Source organism: Seminibacterium arietis (assembly GCF_042675725.1).
Lineage (GTDB): Bacteria > Pseudomonadota > Gammaproteobacteria > Enterobacterales > Pasteurellaceae > Seminibacterium > Seminibacterium arietis.
Genome location: NZ_JBHTJN010000027.1, coordinates 1 through 18,067, shown reverse-complemented (window position 1 = coordinate 18,067; position 18,067 = coordinate 1). Strand labels below are relative to the sequence as shown.

15 protein-coding genes, 2 tRNA genes and 2 rRNA genes are annotated in these 18,067 nt (G+C 33.6%); 9 read left to right on the top strand and 10 right to left on the bottom strand.

From position 1 onward, the window contains the following. Positions 1–71: 71 nt before the first annotated feature. Positions 72–563 (bottom strand): YajQ family cyclic di-GMP-binding protein, encoded by a 492-nt coding sequence (locus ACFQ02_RS08760; RefSeq protein WP_380821903.1) that lies wholly within the window; start codon positions 561–563, stop codon positions 72–74. Between the two features lie 8 nt (positions 564–571). Beyond that, entirely contained in the window at positions 572–1,525 is a 954-nt protein-coding gene (serB, locus tag ACFQ02_RS08755) for a phosphoserine phosphatase (protein WP_380821900.1), read from the bottom strand. A gap of 66 nt (positions 1,526–1,591) precedes the next feature. Between serB and ACFQ02_RS08750 the strand changes: the two genes are divergently transcribed. Together ACFQ02_RS08750 and ACFQ02_RS08745 are read left to right on the top strand one after the other, a co-directional pair. Further along, positions 1,592–2,278 (top strand): YtjB family periplasmic protein, encoded by a 687-nt coding sequence (locus ACFQ02_RS08750; protein ID WP_380821897.1) that lies wholly within the window; start codon positions 1,592–1,594, stop codon positions 2,276–2,278. A 20-nt stretch (positions 2,279–2,298) separates the two neighbouring features. Further along, positions 2,299–3,861 carry a hypothetical protein gene (locus tag ACFQ02_RS08745; RefSeq protein ID WP_380821894.1) on the top strand — a complete coding sequence of 521 codons (1,563 nt, stop codon included), beginning with the start codon at positions 2,299–2,301 and terminating at the stop codon, positions 3,859–3,861. A 190-nt stretch (positions 3,862–4,051) separates the two neighbouring features. Here ACFQ02_RS08745 and rpsT read toward each other — a convergent pair whose 3' ends face one another. Then, positions 4,052–4,315: a 30S ribosomal protein S20 gene (rpsT, locus tag ACFQ02_RS08740; protein WP_380821891.1), complete on the bottom strand. Its 264-nt coding sequence runs from the start codon at positions 4,313–4,315 to the stop codon at positions 4,052–4,054. Positions 4,316–4,592: 277 nt separating this feature from the next. On the opposite strand from rpsT, the gene murJ reads away from it, so the two are divergent. From murJ to ACFQ02_RS08705, 7 genes are all read left to right on the top strand, one after another. Then, a complete protein-coding gene (gene murJ / locus ACFQ02_RS08735; protein ID WP_380821888.1) occupies positions 4,593–6,164 on the top strand; it encodes a murein biosynthesis integral membrane protein MurJ in 1,572 nt (523 codons plus the stop codon). Between the two features lie 142 nt (positions 6,165–6,306). Further along, positions 6,307–7,353: an endolytic transglycosylase MltG gene (gene mltG / locus ACFQ02_RS08730; protein WP_380821885.1), complete on the top strand. Its 1,047-nt coding sequence runs from the start codon at positions 6,307–6,309 to the stop codon at positions 7,351–7,353. A gap of 1 nt (position 7,354) precedes the next feature. After that, positions 7,355–7,987 (top strand): dTMP kinase, encoded by a 633-nt coding sequence (gene tmk / locus ACFQ02_RS08725; RefSeq protein ID WP_380821883.1) that lies wholly within the window; start codon positions 7,355–7,357, stop codon positions 7,985–7,987. Then, entirely contained in the window at positions 7,988–8,974 is a 987-nt protein-coding gene (locus ACFQ02_RS08720; RefSeq protein ID WP_380821880.1) for a DNA polymerase III subunit delta', read from the top strand. Positions 8,975–8,990: 16 nt separating this feature from the next. Beyond that, entirely contained in the window at positions 8,991–9,773 is a 783-nt protein-coding gene (locus ACFQ02_RS08715) for a TatD family hydrolase (protein WP_380821877.1), read from the top strand. 29 nt (positions 9,774–9,802) lie between these two features. Continuing rightward, positions 9,803–10,330, top strand: coding sequence for a DUF1523 family protein (locus ACFQ02_RS08710; protein ID WP_380821874.1), 528 nt, complete (start codon positions 9,803–9,805; stop codon positions 10,328–10,330). A 57-nt stretch (positions 10,331–10,387) separates the two neighbouring features. Next, positions 10,388–11,677, top strand: a complete 1,290-nt coding sequence (locus ACFQ02_RS08705) for a hemolysin family protein (RefSeq protein ID WP_380821872.1) — start codon at positions 10,388–10,390, stop codon at positions 11,675–11,677. A 132-nt stretch (positions 11,678–11,809) separates the two neighbouring features. Here ACFQ02_RS08705 and ACFQ02_RS08700 read toward each other — a convergent pair whose 3' ends face one another. From ACFQ02_RS08700 to rrf (ACFQ02_RS08670), 7 genes are all read right to left on the bottom strand, one after another. After that, positions 11,810–12,544, bottom strand: coding sequence for a DUF554 domain-containing protein (locus ACFQ02_RS08700; protein ID WP_380821870.1), 735 nt, complete (start codon positions 12,542–12,544; stop codon positions 11,810–11,812). A gap of 417 nt (positions 12,545–12,961) precedes the next feature. Then, the gene (locus ACFQ02_RS08695) at positions 12,962–16,105 is read right to left on the bottom strand and encodes a type I restriction endonuclease subunit R (protein ID WP_380821867.1); all 3,144 of its coding nucleotides are present in this window, start codon (positions 16,103–16,105) and stop codon (positions 12,962–12,964) included. Positions 16,106–16,142: 37 nt separating this feature from the next. Continuing rightward, the gene (locus tag ACFQ02_RS08690) at positions 16,143–16,754 is read right to left on the bottom strand and encodes a restriction endonuclease subunit S (RefSeq protein WP_380821864.1); all 612 of its coding nucleotides are present in this window, start codon (positions 16,752–16,754) and stop codon (positions 16,143–16,145) included. A gap of 851 nt (positions 16,755–17,605) precedes the next feature. Next, positions 17,606–17,681: transfer RNA gene (locus ACFQ02_RS08685), tRNA-Trp, on the bottom strand. A 9-nt stretch (positions 17,682–17,690) separates the two neighbouring features. Continuing rightward, positions 17,691–17,767: transfer RNA gene (locus ACFQ02_RS08680), tRNA-Asp, on the bottom strand. An 11-nt stretch (positions 17,768–17,778) separates the two neighbouring features. Continuing rightward, positions 17,779–17,894: ribosomal RNA gene (rrf, locus tag ACFQ02_RS08675) — 5S ribosomal RNA — on the bottom strand. Positions 17,895–17,940: 46 nt separating this feature from the next. After that, positions 17,941–18,056: ribosomal RNA gene (rrf, locus tag ACFQ02_RS08670) — 5S ribosomal RNA — on the bottom strand. Positions 18,057–18,067 lie beyond the last annotated feature (11 nt).

Sequence of the window (18,067 nt, the reverse complement as noted above, 5' to 3'; positions counted from 1 at the left end):
TTTTTGACTAAAAAGCACCGCTCTTTAATACAAAAGTGCAGTGCTTTTTAAGGCATTTATCATTTATAAAGTTAATCTCTAAAGTTATTAAATTGGAATGGTTGTCCGAGTTCGGCGTTTTTCACTAACTGAATTACACTTTGTAAATCATCTCTTGATTTACCTGTTACTCGCACTTGTTCACCCTGAATTTGAGTTTGAACTTTCAGCTTAGATTCTTTTATTAGCTTAGTAATTTTTTTCGCCATATCAGTTTCAATACCTTGCTTTAACTTAATTTCCTTGCTGAATGTTTTACCGCTATGTTCATACTCATTTGGAATATCTAGCGAAGCAGAATCAATACCGCGTTTAATACAGGCATTGCGTAAAATATCGATTAGTTGTTCAACCTGAAAATCAGACTCACTTGAAACTTTAATGGTTTCATTTTTTTCATTTAATTCAATCGAAGATTGCACATTGCGAAAATCCCAACGATTAGTCAATTCACGATTAGCGTTTTCTACTGCATTGCGAACTTCGTGCAAGGTGATTTCAGAAACAATATCAAATGAAGGCATAATTACTCCTATTCTTTAGCTATTCTATCATTCGCACTTAAAATACATAAAAGCGCGGTAAAGTTAGCAAAGTTTATCATAACTTGAGCTTGTTGTTGTACTTTTGGTTTAGCATGAAAAGCTACGCCTAAATTTGCAACTTTCATCATTGTTAAATCATTTGCTCCATCACCAATAGCAACAGTGTGTTCAATAGGAATATTAAATTGTTCAGCCAGTTTTAGCAATGTTTGAGCTTTATAAGCCGCATCAACAACATCACCTAGCACATTTCCTGTTAGTATACTATCAATGATTTCAAATTGATTAGACACTGCATAGTCTAGATTTAATAACGATTTTAAATAATCAGCAAAATAAGTAAAACCTCCTGAAGCAATAGCTATTTTCCAACCGTACTGTTGCAAATGTTGAACCGTTTCTTTTAACCCTGACATTAGAGGCAAATTTTCACGCACTTGTTGCAATAAACTTTCAGGCTGATTTTTAAGAGTAGACACTCGATGACGTAAACTCTGCTCAAAATCTAACTCTCCTTTCATCGCTCGATCAGTTATAGCGGAGACTAGCTCTCCCGTGCCAGCAAGCTTAGCAATTTCATCAATGCATTCCATTTCAATTATTGTGGAATCCATATCCATGACCAGCAAACCTCCTTTCTTTAAACTTGCTGAAAAATCTAATTTTGCAATGTCTAATTCTAGTTGGTGGGCATACTCCACCCATTCAGTAAGCCATTTTCCTTTTAGTAACACTACCTGATTCTCGAATAGTTGCCAGCAATCCAAAAGTTTGAAATTTTCACCGCACTTTTCTTGAAATGCTAACAGCTTATTTAAACTCAACTTATTAGCGTATAAAATAAAGCAAATGTTACCTTCTGATGATGGTCGATTTGGCAAAATCGTAGCTGGAAATTTTGAATATTTTTTTCTAATCGAATTAGAATTTTGTGCTTGCATAAAAAATCCTGTAAATTATGATTATCTCTGTATTCTAGCTTATTTAGCGAAATTTGGGGAAATAAGTTGCAAATTGTAAAAGAAAAATTGATTAAAGTGAGCATGGTATCCATCATTGTGATGCTTTGTGCAACTATTATGATGGTAATTTTGTTTGGCGTACAACAATTCAAAAGTGGATCTCAGTTAGCTAGTGTTAATCAAGTCGCAAACTTATCTCATTTACTAGTACGTCAGCAAGCAAATTTATTTTCAGTGTTATTAGTAAATGATGTAAAAACAGAAAAATTAATTGAAACGTTAGATAATTTTTCTAAAGAGGAATTTGTAGTAGATGCCTCGATTTATGCGAATAATGGAGGGTTACTAGCGAGTAGCTCTAATGCATCTACTTTACGCAATCAATTAGGTTTAACTGGTGAAACTGAAATAACAGAACTAAATACTCAGCAAATTGTTGAACCAATTTACTCACCAAATGGTATTGAAGGTTTTTTGAGAGTTACTTTCGATATGAAATATGGTCAAACAACTCAATCAAAAATTGATCAAATTTTTCATCAGCTATATGGTGAATTAATTATTGTCTTTCTAGCAGGAATTTTACTAGCAAGTTCATTACACTATTTTTTAAGTCATTATCGTAGAACTCACCGAAAGCAAAATGAATATAAACCAAAAATAAAAAAATTAAAGTTAAATAACGCAGTTAATTACCATCGTCGCCGAAAACGTTCAACAAAGTTCTATTGATCATTTATCAGGAGCTAACTATGTCTATTCAACTCTCTCGTCGTAATCTCTTACTTGGTATCAGTGGTATTGCAGCTTTTGCGGCTATTCCTAAAACTTCTAATGCACAAAAATTCACCATTAAAGGTGCGATAACAGAAATTCGCCCACCAAAACGAGCTTATAAACACTATTTTGCATTCGATCATGGTATTTATGCGGCTAATGTGAATAAAAACATTAAACTCAAAATCAACAAAGCGGTGAAAGATAACCATAATCCAATGTTTATTGATGGTTTGTTTGAAAAGCCAGTAAAATCTTGGGAGCCTCGTATTGATAACGGTTATCCTAATGTAATTTTAGATAATCAGGGTGTATACCATTGTTACTACACTCTGTTTACTAAACATCCTACTCAACACACACCAAGAGAAATTCGTGCCGACACACCTTATCCGAGCAAAGGTGAACGCAAAGTCGCATTAGCATATGCACGATCTCAAGATGGTATTGTATGGGAGAAACCAAACTTAGGAATTGTAGAATTTGATGGTAGCCGAGACAATAATCTATTAATGTTAGATGTAGCAGGTACAGGAGTATTGTATGAACCAAACGATCCTAATCCAAATCATCGTTTCAAATTAATTACTCGTAAAGAAAAAAGCAAAAAGTTGGCAGTAGCATTTTCACAAGATGGATTACATTTTTCCCCGCTCGTTGAGTGGGCTGAAAACAACACTAAATTTGGGGCAGATTGTCATAACTCGGTATTCCGAGATAGTCGTACAGGGATGTATATTTTAACGACCCGTTTGTGGGCGAATAATTTACGTGTAATAGCTCAATCTCGTAGTACAGATTTTTTGACTTGGTCACCGATGGAAGAAGTATTACGAGGTAATGGCTATGAAGATCAAGTTTATTCAATGACTGTGTTTGAATACAACGATATCTATTTTGGCTTTGCTTCGGTATATAAACAAGACGATGTAGGAGAAATAGATTTCGATACTCACACCTTACAACTCTATTGGAGTACTAATTTAACTGAATGGAATCGAGCCGTTCCAGAGGATAATGTACTCATTCCATTTGGAGCAGGGCGAGAAAAATTTTTAGCAGGCGAATTTGACAGTGCTTCACAATTTGCATCAGCAATGACCGCAGGTGATAATCGGATTTATTATATGGGAAGTCGTGGCAGACATCGACATTGGCGAGAAACAGGTTTAGGTTTAGCCTATTCTAATAAAAACAAATTTGTTGGTCTGATTGCTCGCTACCCTGATAAACCAATGTATTTTGCGTTAAATCCACTCAAATTTCATGGTGAAAAGTTAGAAATTTGGGCTGATATAGAAACAGGTGGAGTAATGGAAATTAGTCTAAAAGGTAAATCGGGGTTCGAGGCAACAAATGCTATCATCGAAAAACAACCTAACGGGGCCTATTTAGTTTCTTGGAAAGATAAATCATTAGTTGATGCTAGCAAAGACGAAAAACTGGGTGTTACTGTACAAATTCAAGGTGAAAAACTCACTTTTTGGGGATTTAGCGGTGAGTTTGAAATGGACGAACGACGTTATTGGCGTTCTTAGCGTTGTACATTATCTTGAAATAAAGTATTAAACAAGAAAGCTTACTTTCTCCTATTCTTTGTGATAATGACTCTCGTATTATCCAATAATGCCTTTGTTTTAAATTGAATACGATCATTCAGCAGAAAATAAATTTAACAATAAAAAACCGCACATCAAAGTGCGGTTTTATTTCATAAAATAATTCAAATTATGCTAGTTTTTTAATTTGAGCTGATAATTTGGATTTGTGGTTAGCGGCTTTGTTTGCATGAATTAAGCCTTTAGATGCCATACGATCTACCACTTTTTGCATTTCCACAAATGCAGTTTGTGCAGTTTCTTTTTCACCAGTACTGATTGCAGCATAAACTTTTTTGATGTAAGTACGCATCATAGAGCGTTGGCTTGCATTGTGTTTACGGCGTTTTTCAGATTGAACCGCACGTTTTTTAGCTGACTTGATATTCGCCAAGGTCAAACTCCTAAAAATTATGTTAATTATGAAATAAAATAAAAGGGTTAGAATATGCCCTTTTTCTATACAATTGTCAATAAACAATTATTAAAATTTAGTTGAAGATTCGGTGAGACACAACCGAAAGCTAGCATCGTTATCTAAAATGCAGCCTGCTTTATCTGCCCACCTAACGATGTGGACGGAATTTTAACAGTTTTTTCTTTGAGAATATAGCGAAAAAACAAAAATTCTATACAATTAAGTCAAATTTTCTAAAAGAGCGGTAAATATTTTGAGTAAACGACTATTAAAATCCAGCCTTGTTGTTAGCACAATGACGTTGTTATCACGTATTTTAGGATTACTGCGAGATATAATCACAGCCCACTTGTTAGGAGCTGGTGTTGCAGCTGATGTTTTTTTATTTGCTAACCGTATCCCTAATTTTTTACGCCGACTTTTTGCAGAAGGTGCCTTTTCACAAGCTTTTGTACCTGTTCTTGCGGAATATCAAAAAACAGGAGATTTGAATAAAACTCGTGAATTTGTCGGTAAAGTCTCAGGTACATTAGGTTGCTTAGTGAGCTTAGTGACTTTAGCTGCTATGATTTTTTCTCCTGTTGTTGTGGCATTATTTGGCACTGGTTGGTTTGTTGACTGGCTTCATGATTCACCAAATGGAGTGAAATTTGAACAAGCCTCTTTACTGTTGAAAATTACTTTTCCTTACTTATGGTTCATCACGTTTGTTGCATTATCAGGCGCTATATTAAATACCATTGGTAAATTCGGTGTGATGTCTTTTTCACCAGTACTATTGAATATTGCCATGATTTGCACCGCACTTTTATTGGCTCCACATTTACAAAGTCCAGATTTAGCATTAGCTATTGGTGTTTTTATTGGCGGATTACTACAATTTTTATTTCAGATTCCCTTTTTAAAACGGGCAGGACTGCTTACAAAACCAAAATGGGCATGGAATGATGAGGGAGTAAAAAAAATCCGCAATTTAATGATTCCAGCGTTATTTGGGGTATCTGTTAGTCAAATTAATTTGTTATTAGATACTTTCATTGCTAGTTTTCTAATGACTGGATCTATTAGTTGGCTGTATTATTCTGATCGCTTACTTGAGTTTCCACTTGGTTTATTTGGTATTGCTATCTCTACAGTTATTTTACCCACCCTTGCTCGTCATCATATAAACCGAACAGATAATGTAAAACAAAGTGCGGTGGATTTTAGCAATACAATGGATTGGGGAATACGAATGATTTTATTGCTCGGCATACCAGCTATGGTTGGTATTGCTGTTCTTGCTCGCCCAATGCTATTAGTATTATTCATGCGAGGAAGCTTTACTTTCTCTGATGTACAAGCTGCGACCTATTCTTTATGGGCATTTAATGCTGGACTGCTTAGTTTTATGTTGATTAAAATTTTAGCCAACGGCTATTATGCAAGACAAGATACAAAAACACCTGTAAAAATTGGTATCATTGCAATGATTGCTAATATGGGATTTAACTTGCTAGCTATTCCATTTAGTTATGTAGGATTAGCAATGGCTTCAGCAATGTCAGCAACGTTAAATGCTTATTTACTTTATCGTGGATTGGCTAAAACAGGCGTTTACTGTTTCAGTCGTCAAAGTGCGGTCTTTTTTATCAAAATTTTAGTTGCAGCTTTAATAATGGGGCTAGTTGTTTGGCACTACAATCCTACATTAGCCCAATGGAATAATATGACTTTTTTTGCTCGAATACATTGGTTGGCTTGGTTAATTGGCTTTGCAGCTGTTATTTACGTTGTTCTATTATTGCTTTTGGGCATAAGAAAAAAACATTTAGCTTATAGTTAGTTTGAATGTAAATTTTCATTATCATGCAACTAATATACAATACTGAATATTTGAAAAATCTCACTGTGCTTTATTTTCTTTTACCGCTTTAAATGGCTGTGGTAAACTCGTTGGCGTTTTTTAAAGTAAAAATTGTTAATTTATGAAAAAAATTATTGTACTATTTTTGGTTCTTGTAATTTTCTCTGCCGCTGGAGCGTTTTGGGGCTATCATCATATCTTACAATTCACAGATCAGCCTATAAAGACAAAAAATGACCAATTATTACATCTTGAACGTGGCACCACAGGTAAAAAATTAGCAAATTTATTAGAACAACAGCAAATTTTAGAAAATGCAACGTTGTTACCGTGGCTATTGAAATTTCAACCGCACTTAAATCAAATTAAAGCAGGCGTTTATCGTATAGATCAAGTAAAAACCGTTGGTGATTTACTCAATTTGCTTAATTCGGGCAAAGAAGCACAATTTAGCGTCCGCTTTATTGAAGGAGAAACTTTCAAAACATGGCGAAAAACGCTACAAAATGCACCGCACTTACAGCAAACTTTACAAGATAAAACAGATCAAGAAATTTTTAATTTATTAAATCTGGCTCATTATGGTAAAACTGCTAATCTGTGGAAAAATCTCGATGGTTTACTTTATCCTGACACTTATAGCTACACTGCAAATTCTACAGATTTAACACTGTTAAAAAGAGCATCTGAACGCATGCAAAAAACACTATCGCAGGCTTGGGAACAGCGGAATAAAAATTTACCACTAGCTAATCCTTACGAAATGTTAATTTTAGCTTCTATTGTCGAAAAAGAGACCGCACTTGATAGCGAGCGAGGTAAAGTGGCATCAGTCTTTATCAATCGGTTAAACAAGAAAATGCGATTACAAACCGATCCAACAGTTATTTATGGCATGGGTGATAATTACCAAGGCAATATCAGTCGCAAAGATCTGAATGAGCCAACACCTTATAATACTTATATAATTAATGGATTGCCCCCAACTCCAATAGCAATGCCAAGTGAAAAATCAATTTTCGCAGTAGCAAATCCTGAAAAAACTGACTATTTATATTTTGTTGCTGATGGCTCGGGCGGACATAAATTCAGCCAGACTCTCTCAGAACACAATCGTGCGGTACAAGATTATTTACGTTGGTATCGCAGTCAAAAAAATGGAAAATAAAATGAAAAAAGGCAAATTCATTGTTGTGGAAGGTTTAGAAGGTGCAGGCAAAAGCACTTCTCTAGAAACAATAATAAAAACTTTAAACATGCTGGGAATTTCTGATCCTGTACTCACTAGAGAACCAGGTGGAACGCCTTTAGCGGAAAAATTACGTTATTTAATCAAACACGAAACTGAAGAACCTGTCACTGACAAAGCAGAATTATTAATGTTATATGCTGCACGTATTCAATTAGTAGAAAATGTGATTAAACCAGCTCTGACGGAAGGGAAATGGGTAATTGGTGATCGCCACGATATGTCTTCACAAGCTTATCAGGGTGGAGGACGGCAAATTGATTCTAACTTAATAAATACGTTAAGAACAATAACGCTAGGTGATTTTGAACCTGATTTTACTTTATATCTAGACATTGATCCTGCTTTAGGATTAGCGAGAGCAAAAGGTCGTGGCAAGCTAGATCGTATAGAACAACAAAAATTAGATTTCTTCTATCGTACTCGGCAACGTTATTTAGAGTTAGTAAAAGACAATCCTAAAGCTGTTATTATTGATGCAACCCAAGAATTTGATCAAGTGCAAATAGCTGTTGAACAAGCAATTGAAAATTTTGTTAAACAGGTAAAATGAATGCAAACTTTATATCCTTGGCTTTTACTCTATTATCAACAAATTGTTACCGCACTTCTACAAGGGCATGGTCATCATGCTTTGCTGTTTAAAGCTGAACCAGATTTAGGTATAGAACAACTTGTTCAAGCAGTAGCTAATTTTTTGATTTGCCAACATCCAAATAAACATCAACCCTGTGGTAAATGTCACTCCTGCCATTTACAACAAGCTCAAAACCACCCTGACATCCACATTTTACAACCCTTAGAGAATAAAGACATTGGAATTGATCAAGTCCGTGAAATTAATGACAAAATAACACTCTATGCAAATCAGCAAGGAAATAAAGTGGTTCTAGTAAAAAGTGCTGATTGTCTAACTGAAGCAGCCGCTAATGCTCTACTAAAAACTTTAGAAGAACCTACCGCTAATACTTATTTTTTATTGCAATTGAACGACAGCAATACTCTACCTGCTACTATTTATAGCCGTTGTCAACAATGGCATATTGCAACCCCCTCTGTAGAAGACTCAATAAATTGGCTTAAAAATCAAATAAATGCAGAAATTAACGATATTCTTACCGCACTTCGAGTAAACTATAATCGTCCGTTAGCAACATTAAATATGTTACAGCAGAATTTATTAGAGCAACGAAAAATATTTTTACGCTATTTTTGGCTTTTTTATACTCGTCGTTCACCTTTGGAAATTTTACCTTATTTCAATAAAGAGAATATTTTTCAACAACTTGATTGGATAATCAGTTTTTTAGTAGATGGATTAAAAATTAAACTAGGTGTAACTATCAATTTAACTAATACTGATTTACAAAATGGAGTACTACAGTTTTCAGAAAAGCAAACTTCTCTTAACTTACTAAAAGCCTATGAAATTATGCAAAAAGTGCGGTTGGATCTAACTGAAATTAAAGGCGTAAATCAAGAACTCATTTTACTTGAAGGGCTCACTCGCCTTATTACGGATGTCTTTGAACAAAATTAATAAAAAAGGAATAATTATGTTTATTATTGACAGTCACTGTCATTTAGATGCATTAGATTATGAAAATTTACATAAAAATATTGCAGATGTTGTAGAAAAAGCCAAACAGCGTAACGTGAAACATATGCTAGCTGTTGGTGTGACCTTAAGTCGCTTTGAAAAGAGCTACATCGAATTATCACAATTTAAAGAAATCTCTCTAGCCTGTGGTGTTCATCCTTTGGATATTGATGATGAACCCTTTAATAGTGAGCGTTTATTACATTTAGCTTCATATCCGAAAGTAATCGCAATTGGTGAAATGGGACTAGATTATTACTACGGTGGAGAAAATAAAACTAAACAACAACATATTTTTGCTACACAAATACAAATAGCTAATCAATTAAGTAAACCAGTAATTATACATACACGATCTGCTCGTGAAGACACTATCCGTTTACTAAAAGAAAATCAGGCAGAAAAGTGCGGTGGCGTTTTACACTGTTTTACCGAAAATTGGGAAATGGCAAAACAAGCTTTAGACCTTGGATTTTATATTTCTATTTCTGGTATTATTACTTTTAAAAATGCAGAAGATCTACGAAGTGTTGTCAAAAAAATACCATTGGATCGTTTACTAATTGAAACAGATAGTCCTTACTTAGCGCCCGTACCTTATCGAGGCAAGCAAAATCAACCAGCTTATGTACACGAAGTATGTGAATATGTGGCTACTTTGAAAAAAGTATCCCCTGCAGAGTTGGCTCAATATACAACAGAAAATTTCGAACATTTGTTTAAAATTCAGGTACAATAACTAAAAATAAGCAAAAGGGAGAATGACCAATGCGAAAATATCTAAAATATTTCTTTTTTATGGTAGTTTTTTTAGTTCATCTTTTTTTATTTGCCTTTGTACATTATGTAACGCCACATTACGAAATAACACGAGTTACAGGTGTAGAAGTAAAACGAGTAGATAAAGATGGACCTATTACTAAATCGAATCCTGCGGATGGACCAACTAGGGATGTGTATTATATTTATACACAAAAACCCGATGACACTGGTGTAATGGTGTATCGTAATGAAGATACTCGTTGGGGATTTCCGTTTTACTTCAAATTTGGTTCAGCTGATTTACAAGCTAAAGCCCAAAGCTTTGCGGTGGAACATAAATTAGTACAAATGAAATATTATGGTTGGCGTTTAGTATTATTTGATGAATTTCGTAATGCTACTTCTATTACAGAAGTAACTTCAGATGATACTCCATCATTACCGATTTTATCTTATATTTTATACGCCATTTTACTACTTACTTTCTTTTTCTGTATCCAATTTATACGTGGTTGGTTTGATAGCGAAAATTAATATTTACTCTTAACAAATTAATTAATTTATTTCTAATTTTAAAATTTGGAGAGAAGAATGGTATTATTTGAAGCAATTGTTATTTTAGTTATTCTAATTTCAATTAGTGCGGTAGTTTCTTGTGCTGAAATTTCTTTAGCGGGAGCAAGAAAAATCAAGCTACAACAGTTAGCGAATGAAGGTAATGAGAGAGCAAAATTAGTATTGAGGTTGCAACAAAGCCCAGGTAGATTTTTCACTGTAGTACAAATTGGCTTAAATATGGTTGCAATCTTAGGTGGTATGATTGGCGAGAGTCTAGTCAATCCTTATTTACAAAACGTCGTTGAAAAATATTTTCACATTCAACATGCCGAACACATCTGTTCTTGGACTTCATTTGCCATAGTTACTGCTGCTTTTATTTTATTCGGAGATCTTATTCCAAAACGCTTAGCAATGAGCAATCCAGAAAAGGTTACTTTACGCACTGTTCGAGTCATGTATATCAGCACTATAGTACTCAAACCGCTGGTATGGATATTTGATTCTATTGCTAATGGTATTTTTCGCCTATTCAATATAAAAGCTGTACGAGAAGATAATCTCACTTCTGCAGATATTGTAGCAGTAGTAGATGCGGGAGCTGAAGTAGGTATATTAAAAGCTCAAGAACATTATCTGATTGAGAATATTTTCGATATGAAAGAGCGAACTGTTACCTCTACTATGACTCAACGTGAAAATATTGTATACCTAGAACGGACTTTTACTAGAGATAAAGTTATTTCTATAATTAAAGCAAATCCGCATTCTAAATTGCTAATTTGCAACAATGGATTAGATAAAATTCTAGGCTATGTTGAGTCTCACTCTTTGCTTACTTTATATTTACAAGAACAAGAAGTATCATTAACAGACCAACGAATTTTGCGTAAATTGCTGTTTATTCCTGATACGCTGTCTCTATACGAAGTATTAGAGTTATTTAAATCTTCAGGGGAAGATTTTGCTGTTATTGTCAATGAATACGCTTTAATAGTAGGTATTATTACTCTTAATGATGTAATGAGTATCGTCATGGGTGAGCTAGTTTATGAAGAAGAGCAAATAGTTCAGCGTGATGAAAGTTCATGGCTAATCGATGGTGCAACACCACTAGAAGACGTGATGAGAGTATTAGATATAGAAAAATTTCCAAATTCAGAAAATTACGAAACGATTGGCGGATTCATGATTTACATGTTGCGTAAAATTCCTAAAAAAACTGATTTTGTTATGTATGATCGATATAAATTTGAGATTATTGATACAGAAAGTTTCAAAATTGATCAACTAATGGTTTCATTGAGAACAGATGTAAATTAGATTTAGTTAAAAGCTTGTAATATACTTGCTTTGTACTGTGAAATTTTGAAGTTTGATACAACTGTCAAATTGAGGGCTATGTTCTATCTTTTATTAGAATCAGCCCTCTAATTTTGTTCAGTATTTTTAATATCATGATAATATTTGCCATAAGTAATGCCATAAAGCAGAGATTGGCATCGCTAAAAATAAAGCAGGGAGCATATTACCTAAGCGGAACATTTGGATATTACAAATTCTAAATCCCGTAGCAATCATTAACATTCCCCCTACAGCGGCAAAATCAGAAAGCATCTCAGGTACAACATAAGGTTTCATAAATACAGCAGAATAAGCTAGGATAAGTTGAAATGAAAGTTGTGGAATAACAATAGTAGCCACTGATATTCCTAAAGTAGTAGAGAAAATAATTGCAGTAAAAAAATCTAACAATGATTTGACAACCAAAATACTAGTATCGCCTGCAATTCCTTCATTCATTGCTCCAAATACTCCAGTTCCACTAAAAGAAAACATAATTACTAGTGCTACAAACTTTAGTAAAAATTCTTCTTGGGATAGTGATTTTTTAGTTTTTGGTTTACTTAGTTTCTCAATAAGCCCTTTGGCTGACATAGCTAAGCGATTTAATTTATTTTCTAAACGAAAAATCTCACCAATTATCGTACCTATTAATACTGATAGCACTATAACGGGCATTTGAAATACTTTAGAAATCATAACCACCCCCATTCCCATTGAACTTAATCCAAAGATCAATATCAAATTATTACGCAATGCTTCTGGAATACGCCCACCAATCATAGCTCCAATACTTGCACCTAAAAAAATTGCAGCCGAATTTATATAAGGACCAATTAATGTCATTTTATTTTCCTATATCAAATTTGTATGAATAATTTTCTGAAAAACGAATAGTTTTTATAAAGAAAGGAGAGAATAATAATTTACATAGTTATTATATCATAAAAAACCATTAATCATAAAATTAATTAGAAAGAAAAATCAATATAATGCGATGATGTAGTAAAATCATCAAAGATAATAACTAGATTATCTACACCTGCTTTTTTATACTAAAATTTCATTGGTAAATCCTAAAATAAAGCTTTGTTCTGCTGTTAAAACAAAAGTTGTATATTTATCATCGTATTCTATATTTTCGACAATACAGTATGGTAGTTGCTCATATTTTAAGACTCACCCTAACTTACTCTGTTCCCCCAGTTGTACTAAAAAGAACTAAAATAATAATTCTAACTCTTTAAAAAATTATCTCTTTTTTTATTTAATATCCTGTATTTCAATGTCAAAGCCTCCCCTTAAAATAAAATCACGAAGCAAATTATCAGCCTTAATCATAACTTTTGGTGGGATTATTTTGCCTCCCTCAATCTTTTCAAAATATTCTTTTGCTTTTACACTATCTATAGTCTTCTTTAACTCATCATATCTACCAAATTCATTCAAATTACTTTCAACAGGTTTTGAAATCATAATTGATTTCAATTTATTTTCATCCACCCCAAGACAAACGGAAAGCCGATAAATCTGATCATTCTTTGCACTTAATAAATAGTCATTGATATAGTCTTGCAATGTTTTTCCTGGAATAATCTTAACATCGCCCCTTTGAATTTCATGCAAAATTATATTTGCATATTTCTGTTCCTCTTGCGTCAGTGTGGCAAATGTTTTATGAAGCTCATTCTGAATCTTTTCAATATCTTCCTTACTCGATCCTTCTTCATTTAAAATTTTAATGTATTTATCAAAACGAGAATTCATATAATCTGCATCAATTAATCCAGTATCAATTTCTGTAATATAGCCAACCAAATCATATGGCAAATTATCGAGTTCAGCCCCAGGTCTTGGACTCATCAATTCTTTATAACGAAGAACTAGAATTAAATAAGTCTTTTCATCAATAATTACATTAATAAAACTTCCAGTTTTGTTATCCTTATAAGAAGATACATCCCACCTAAATCCTTGTATTTTTGCAGCTTCTAAAAAACCATTAAACTCATTGAATTCTTTTGCAAATTTTTTACATGCATCTTTATCTGAAGGCAATCTTTCAAAATCTGCAATTCCAGCATTTTTAAAAATATCCGCTATAATTTCAAAAAGACGATTCATGTTATTTAAATTTTGAATAAGAGGATTAGCAAATAGTCCAAGAGGCTTATCTCCTGAGTAAAGCTTTACAGCCGCCTCTATATTACGCTCCATAGTATGTGGTCTTCTATAATACCTAATTGTTCCAAAAGGCTTGTCTGGTCCAAATAATCTGTTTGTACGAGAAAATGCTTGAATAATATTTTCATATCGCATCACCTTATCCATGTATAAGGTATTAATCCACTTGGAGTCAAAACCTGTTAGCATTTGATCAACCACAATAAGCAAATCAATTTGCTTATCAGTTTCATTTTCAATTCTTTCATAAGGCTTTTTGTGTGCTAAACGTGAAGCAATGTCTTTTTTCATTTTTTGGAAAGTAGGAATTGAAAAATTCTGCCCATAACGCAAATTATAGTCCTCAATAATTTCTACAAGCCCATCCTCCTTAAACTGGAAGCCTTCATTATTATCAATATTTGGATCAAAAAGTGCGGTAATTTTAAGCTTAGGAAGTTCTCGTTTCATCAAGCGATAATAGTTAATCGCTTCAGGTATACTGCTCGTGGCAAATATAGCATGAAATTTACTATTTCTACTTAATGTCAGCCAATTATCAGCTATATCTTTGACAACGGTCTTAGTATGTTCCTCAGTGCGATACTGGCTATTAGGAATATAATCCTCTATACCTTTAATGTAGTCGCCTTTGGCATCAAAATACCCTACCATTTTTGTTTGACTAGAATTAATAAATTTATAATATATTTCCCTCTTAGCTGGATCTGAAATTGCTTCATCTTCTGTCTTTGCTTTTGCTTTTTCAAGTGCTACTACTTTACGTACATCTTTATCTTTAAAAGTTAAAATTTTATATGGATTAAAACCAAGTACATTTTTGTCCCTTATACCATCAGCTATGCTATACCTGTGTAATTCATCACCAAAAACTGTTGTTGTGGTATTTTTCTTTTTCTGATTTTCATTTTGGATAGGCGTACCAGTAAAGCCAAAGAACATAGCCTTTTGGAAAGTGTTTTTAATCGTAATAAGCATATCGCCAAATGTAGAGCGATGAGCTTCATCAACAATAAAAACAATACGTTTTCTTTTCATTAGTTCTATATCGTGGCTATTAAGCCCGCCCTCTTCATCTTTTATTTTACTCATTTTTTGAATAGAGGTAACAATAAGAGTATCAGAAGGATTGGTGCTTTTAAGCTTGCTAATAAGAATATGCGTATTTTCTGTGGCTTGTACTTCTTCGCTTTCATCAGCAAATCCACGATATTCTTTAAGAGATTGGGTGCCAAGTTCTATTCTATCCATTAAAAAAATGACTTTATCGGCATCTTTGGAACTGGCAATAAGCTGAGCAGACTTAAAACTTGTCATTGTCTTTCCTGAGCCTGTAGTATGCCATATATATCCGCCTAGTTGATTTTCTCCTTCCCATTTTGCTTTAGCAACTTTATCTGAAATAGCACTTGCTGCAAAATACTGATAGCTTCTCATTACTTTTAAAATGCCATCTGTATCATCTGCAACTGTGTAAAAACCTATTAACTGATGAGCCATAGGGATAGAAAGAAGGGTGGATGCAACCTTATCCCATTCATTAATTGGTTCATTATTCCTATCCGCCCAATGGAAATAATAATCCTTATTAAATTTGCCTTCGGGACCTGGATTAGCAAAATATACGGCTTCATTCGGTTCCATCGCAACAAAAATTTGTACAAGTGAAAATAATCCAGTAAAAATACCTTCGTGAGCATATTTTTCAATTTGATGAAAAGCTTGGCTTACTGGTATCCCGCTTCTTTTTAGTTCAATATGAATTACAGGCATACCATTTATAAGAAGGATTAAATCCCCTCGTCTATCATTTAATATTTTAGACTTTGTCGGAAATTTTGGTTGTCTTGCTATTTGATATCTGCTTTGTCCTGCTGCAATTTCCCTACGATCGTATATTTTTAGACTTATTTCTTTACCAAAATGTGCTTTGTCATCTGGATTATCTCTAACAATTGAAACGCTTTTACCATTTATAAATCCATTTAGTTTCAAAGGCGTTTTTAAAGCCCTAATCTGCTCTAGAATTTGCTGCATTTCAGTATCTGTCAAAGGGAAGTCGTTAAGTCTATCAATACCCCTATTATTTTCAAAAAGAATATTCGCCCAGTTTTTTAGCAAATCCTGCTCGGAATAATAATTTAAAACTTCTTTTTCCCAACCTTTTTCTGATAATAGCTTTATTAAAGCATCTTCAAATTCAGACTCTTTCTTAAAAACCATAAAACTTCCTCCTTATTTTAAATTTTGCTAAATTCCCTTAAACAAACATCTTCTCAAGGCAAGCTTTTTTGATATTTTTTAGCTTTTCTAACTTACGCTGATGAAGGGTGATAAGGTTGTTAAGGATTTGGAAATATGCTCCAACTCGCTCTTGTTCACTGATAGCTGGCAAAGGCATTTCAATTTCCATCATCTTATTTTTAGAAATGTTATATCTTGAAATTCCTTGAGCTAAAAAAGTTATCTTTTTTCTCATTGAAGTCGATCTAAACATATATGCAAGATACTGGTAATCAAGTTTTATAATTGGTCTATATCCAAAACAAAAGCTATTTAAGTAAGTATTCTCACTATTTTTAAGCCATACAGAAGACATTCCTACTTCCTCTGGAGTTTCTGAAGATGTAGTAAAAAGAACATCCCCAAAATTAACTTCATTTTGTTTACTGTCTATTTCTACCGCCTCGATCATATATAAAGAAGCTATTGGATTAGAAAAAACATTCATATATGTTATAAATCTACCTTTACCATGTCCAAAATCACCCTTTGTTTTTCCAGACAATCCAGTATATGTCGAGCCTACTTCACCCAACTTACGCTGTTCCCAAGCAAAAGTGAAAAAATCGATGTAGCCCCAAAACCACACTAAAAATTCTTTATAATTGAACATTTTTTTGAATGCAATTTCTATTCTATAAAATTTGATTTTATTTTTCCTATAATTTTTAATAACTCAAAAAATAAACTCTTTTCAATATTTATAATATCTTTATCTAAAAAGATAACTTTAGATAACTTTCAATTATCATTAATGAACTATCGACAATATGTGCCAAAAGCATCTTATGTAATGTAGTGATAGATATTTAGTTCTTTATAATTTTATCATATTAAGTTATGATATAATCAATTTGGCTTGTGATCTTATTAGTTTTAAAGTTGATTTAATTTCCAATGTGCTATGACGATTATTCCTTTTTCAAAACTTAAAATAAACTTCTTAGTTATTAGTGCTTTTAAATTATCTTCGTTTACTTCAATTATTCTTATTATCTTTTTGAAATTATCAATAAAGCCATCTCCATCTATTCACATTGATAGATGAAAATATAGGACCTGAGTAGATAGTGGCATATATAAAAATAGATCGCTATCTACTATTTCTAATGAGAATATTCTTCCATATTTTTTCCTTTCTTGTTTTGTATTTTTTAGCAGCTTTTGTTCCTTCCTCTCCATCATCAATAAAATGTTTGAAAAAGTGTTTGAAATAAAGGATTTTTGCGGTTCTTCTCTTTTTATCGTATCAACATGGGGTAGATTATAAATTTGATGACAAATCGTATGTTGCTGTGTATGGTGATTTTTACGAAAAAAAACAGTGAAAATGCAGGCATTAAATTAAGAGAAAATCAGAATACGCACGTTTCACGGCGTAATTTTTCCTGTGATTTTATAATGAGCGATAGCAATATTTTTGGTACTTAATTAAAGACATGGCAGGGGCGGAGAGGCTCGAACTCCCAACACCCGGTTTTGGAGACCGGTGCTCTACCAATTGAACTACGCCCCTAGAATATAATGGCGGAATGGACGGGACTCGAACCCGCGACCCCCTGCGTGACAGGCAGGTATTCTAACCAGCTGAACTACCACTCCGAAAAATTGATATTTAGCAGTGACCTACTCTCACATGGGGACTCCCCACACTACCATCGGCGTAACGGCGTTTCACTTCTGAGTTCGGCATGGGTTCAGGTGGTCCCACCGCACTATTGCTGCTAAAATTTATTTTGTTAATATACTAAAATTAATATACTAACAAAATAAATACTCGGCGGTGACCTACTCTCACATGGGGACTCCCCACACTACCATCGGCGTAACGGCGTTTCACTTCTGAGTTCGGCATGGGTTCAGGTGGTCCCACCGCACTATCGCCGCCGAAAAATTCGGTTT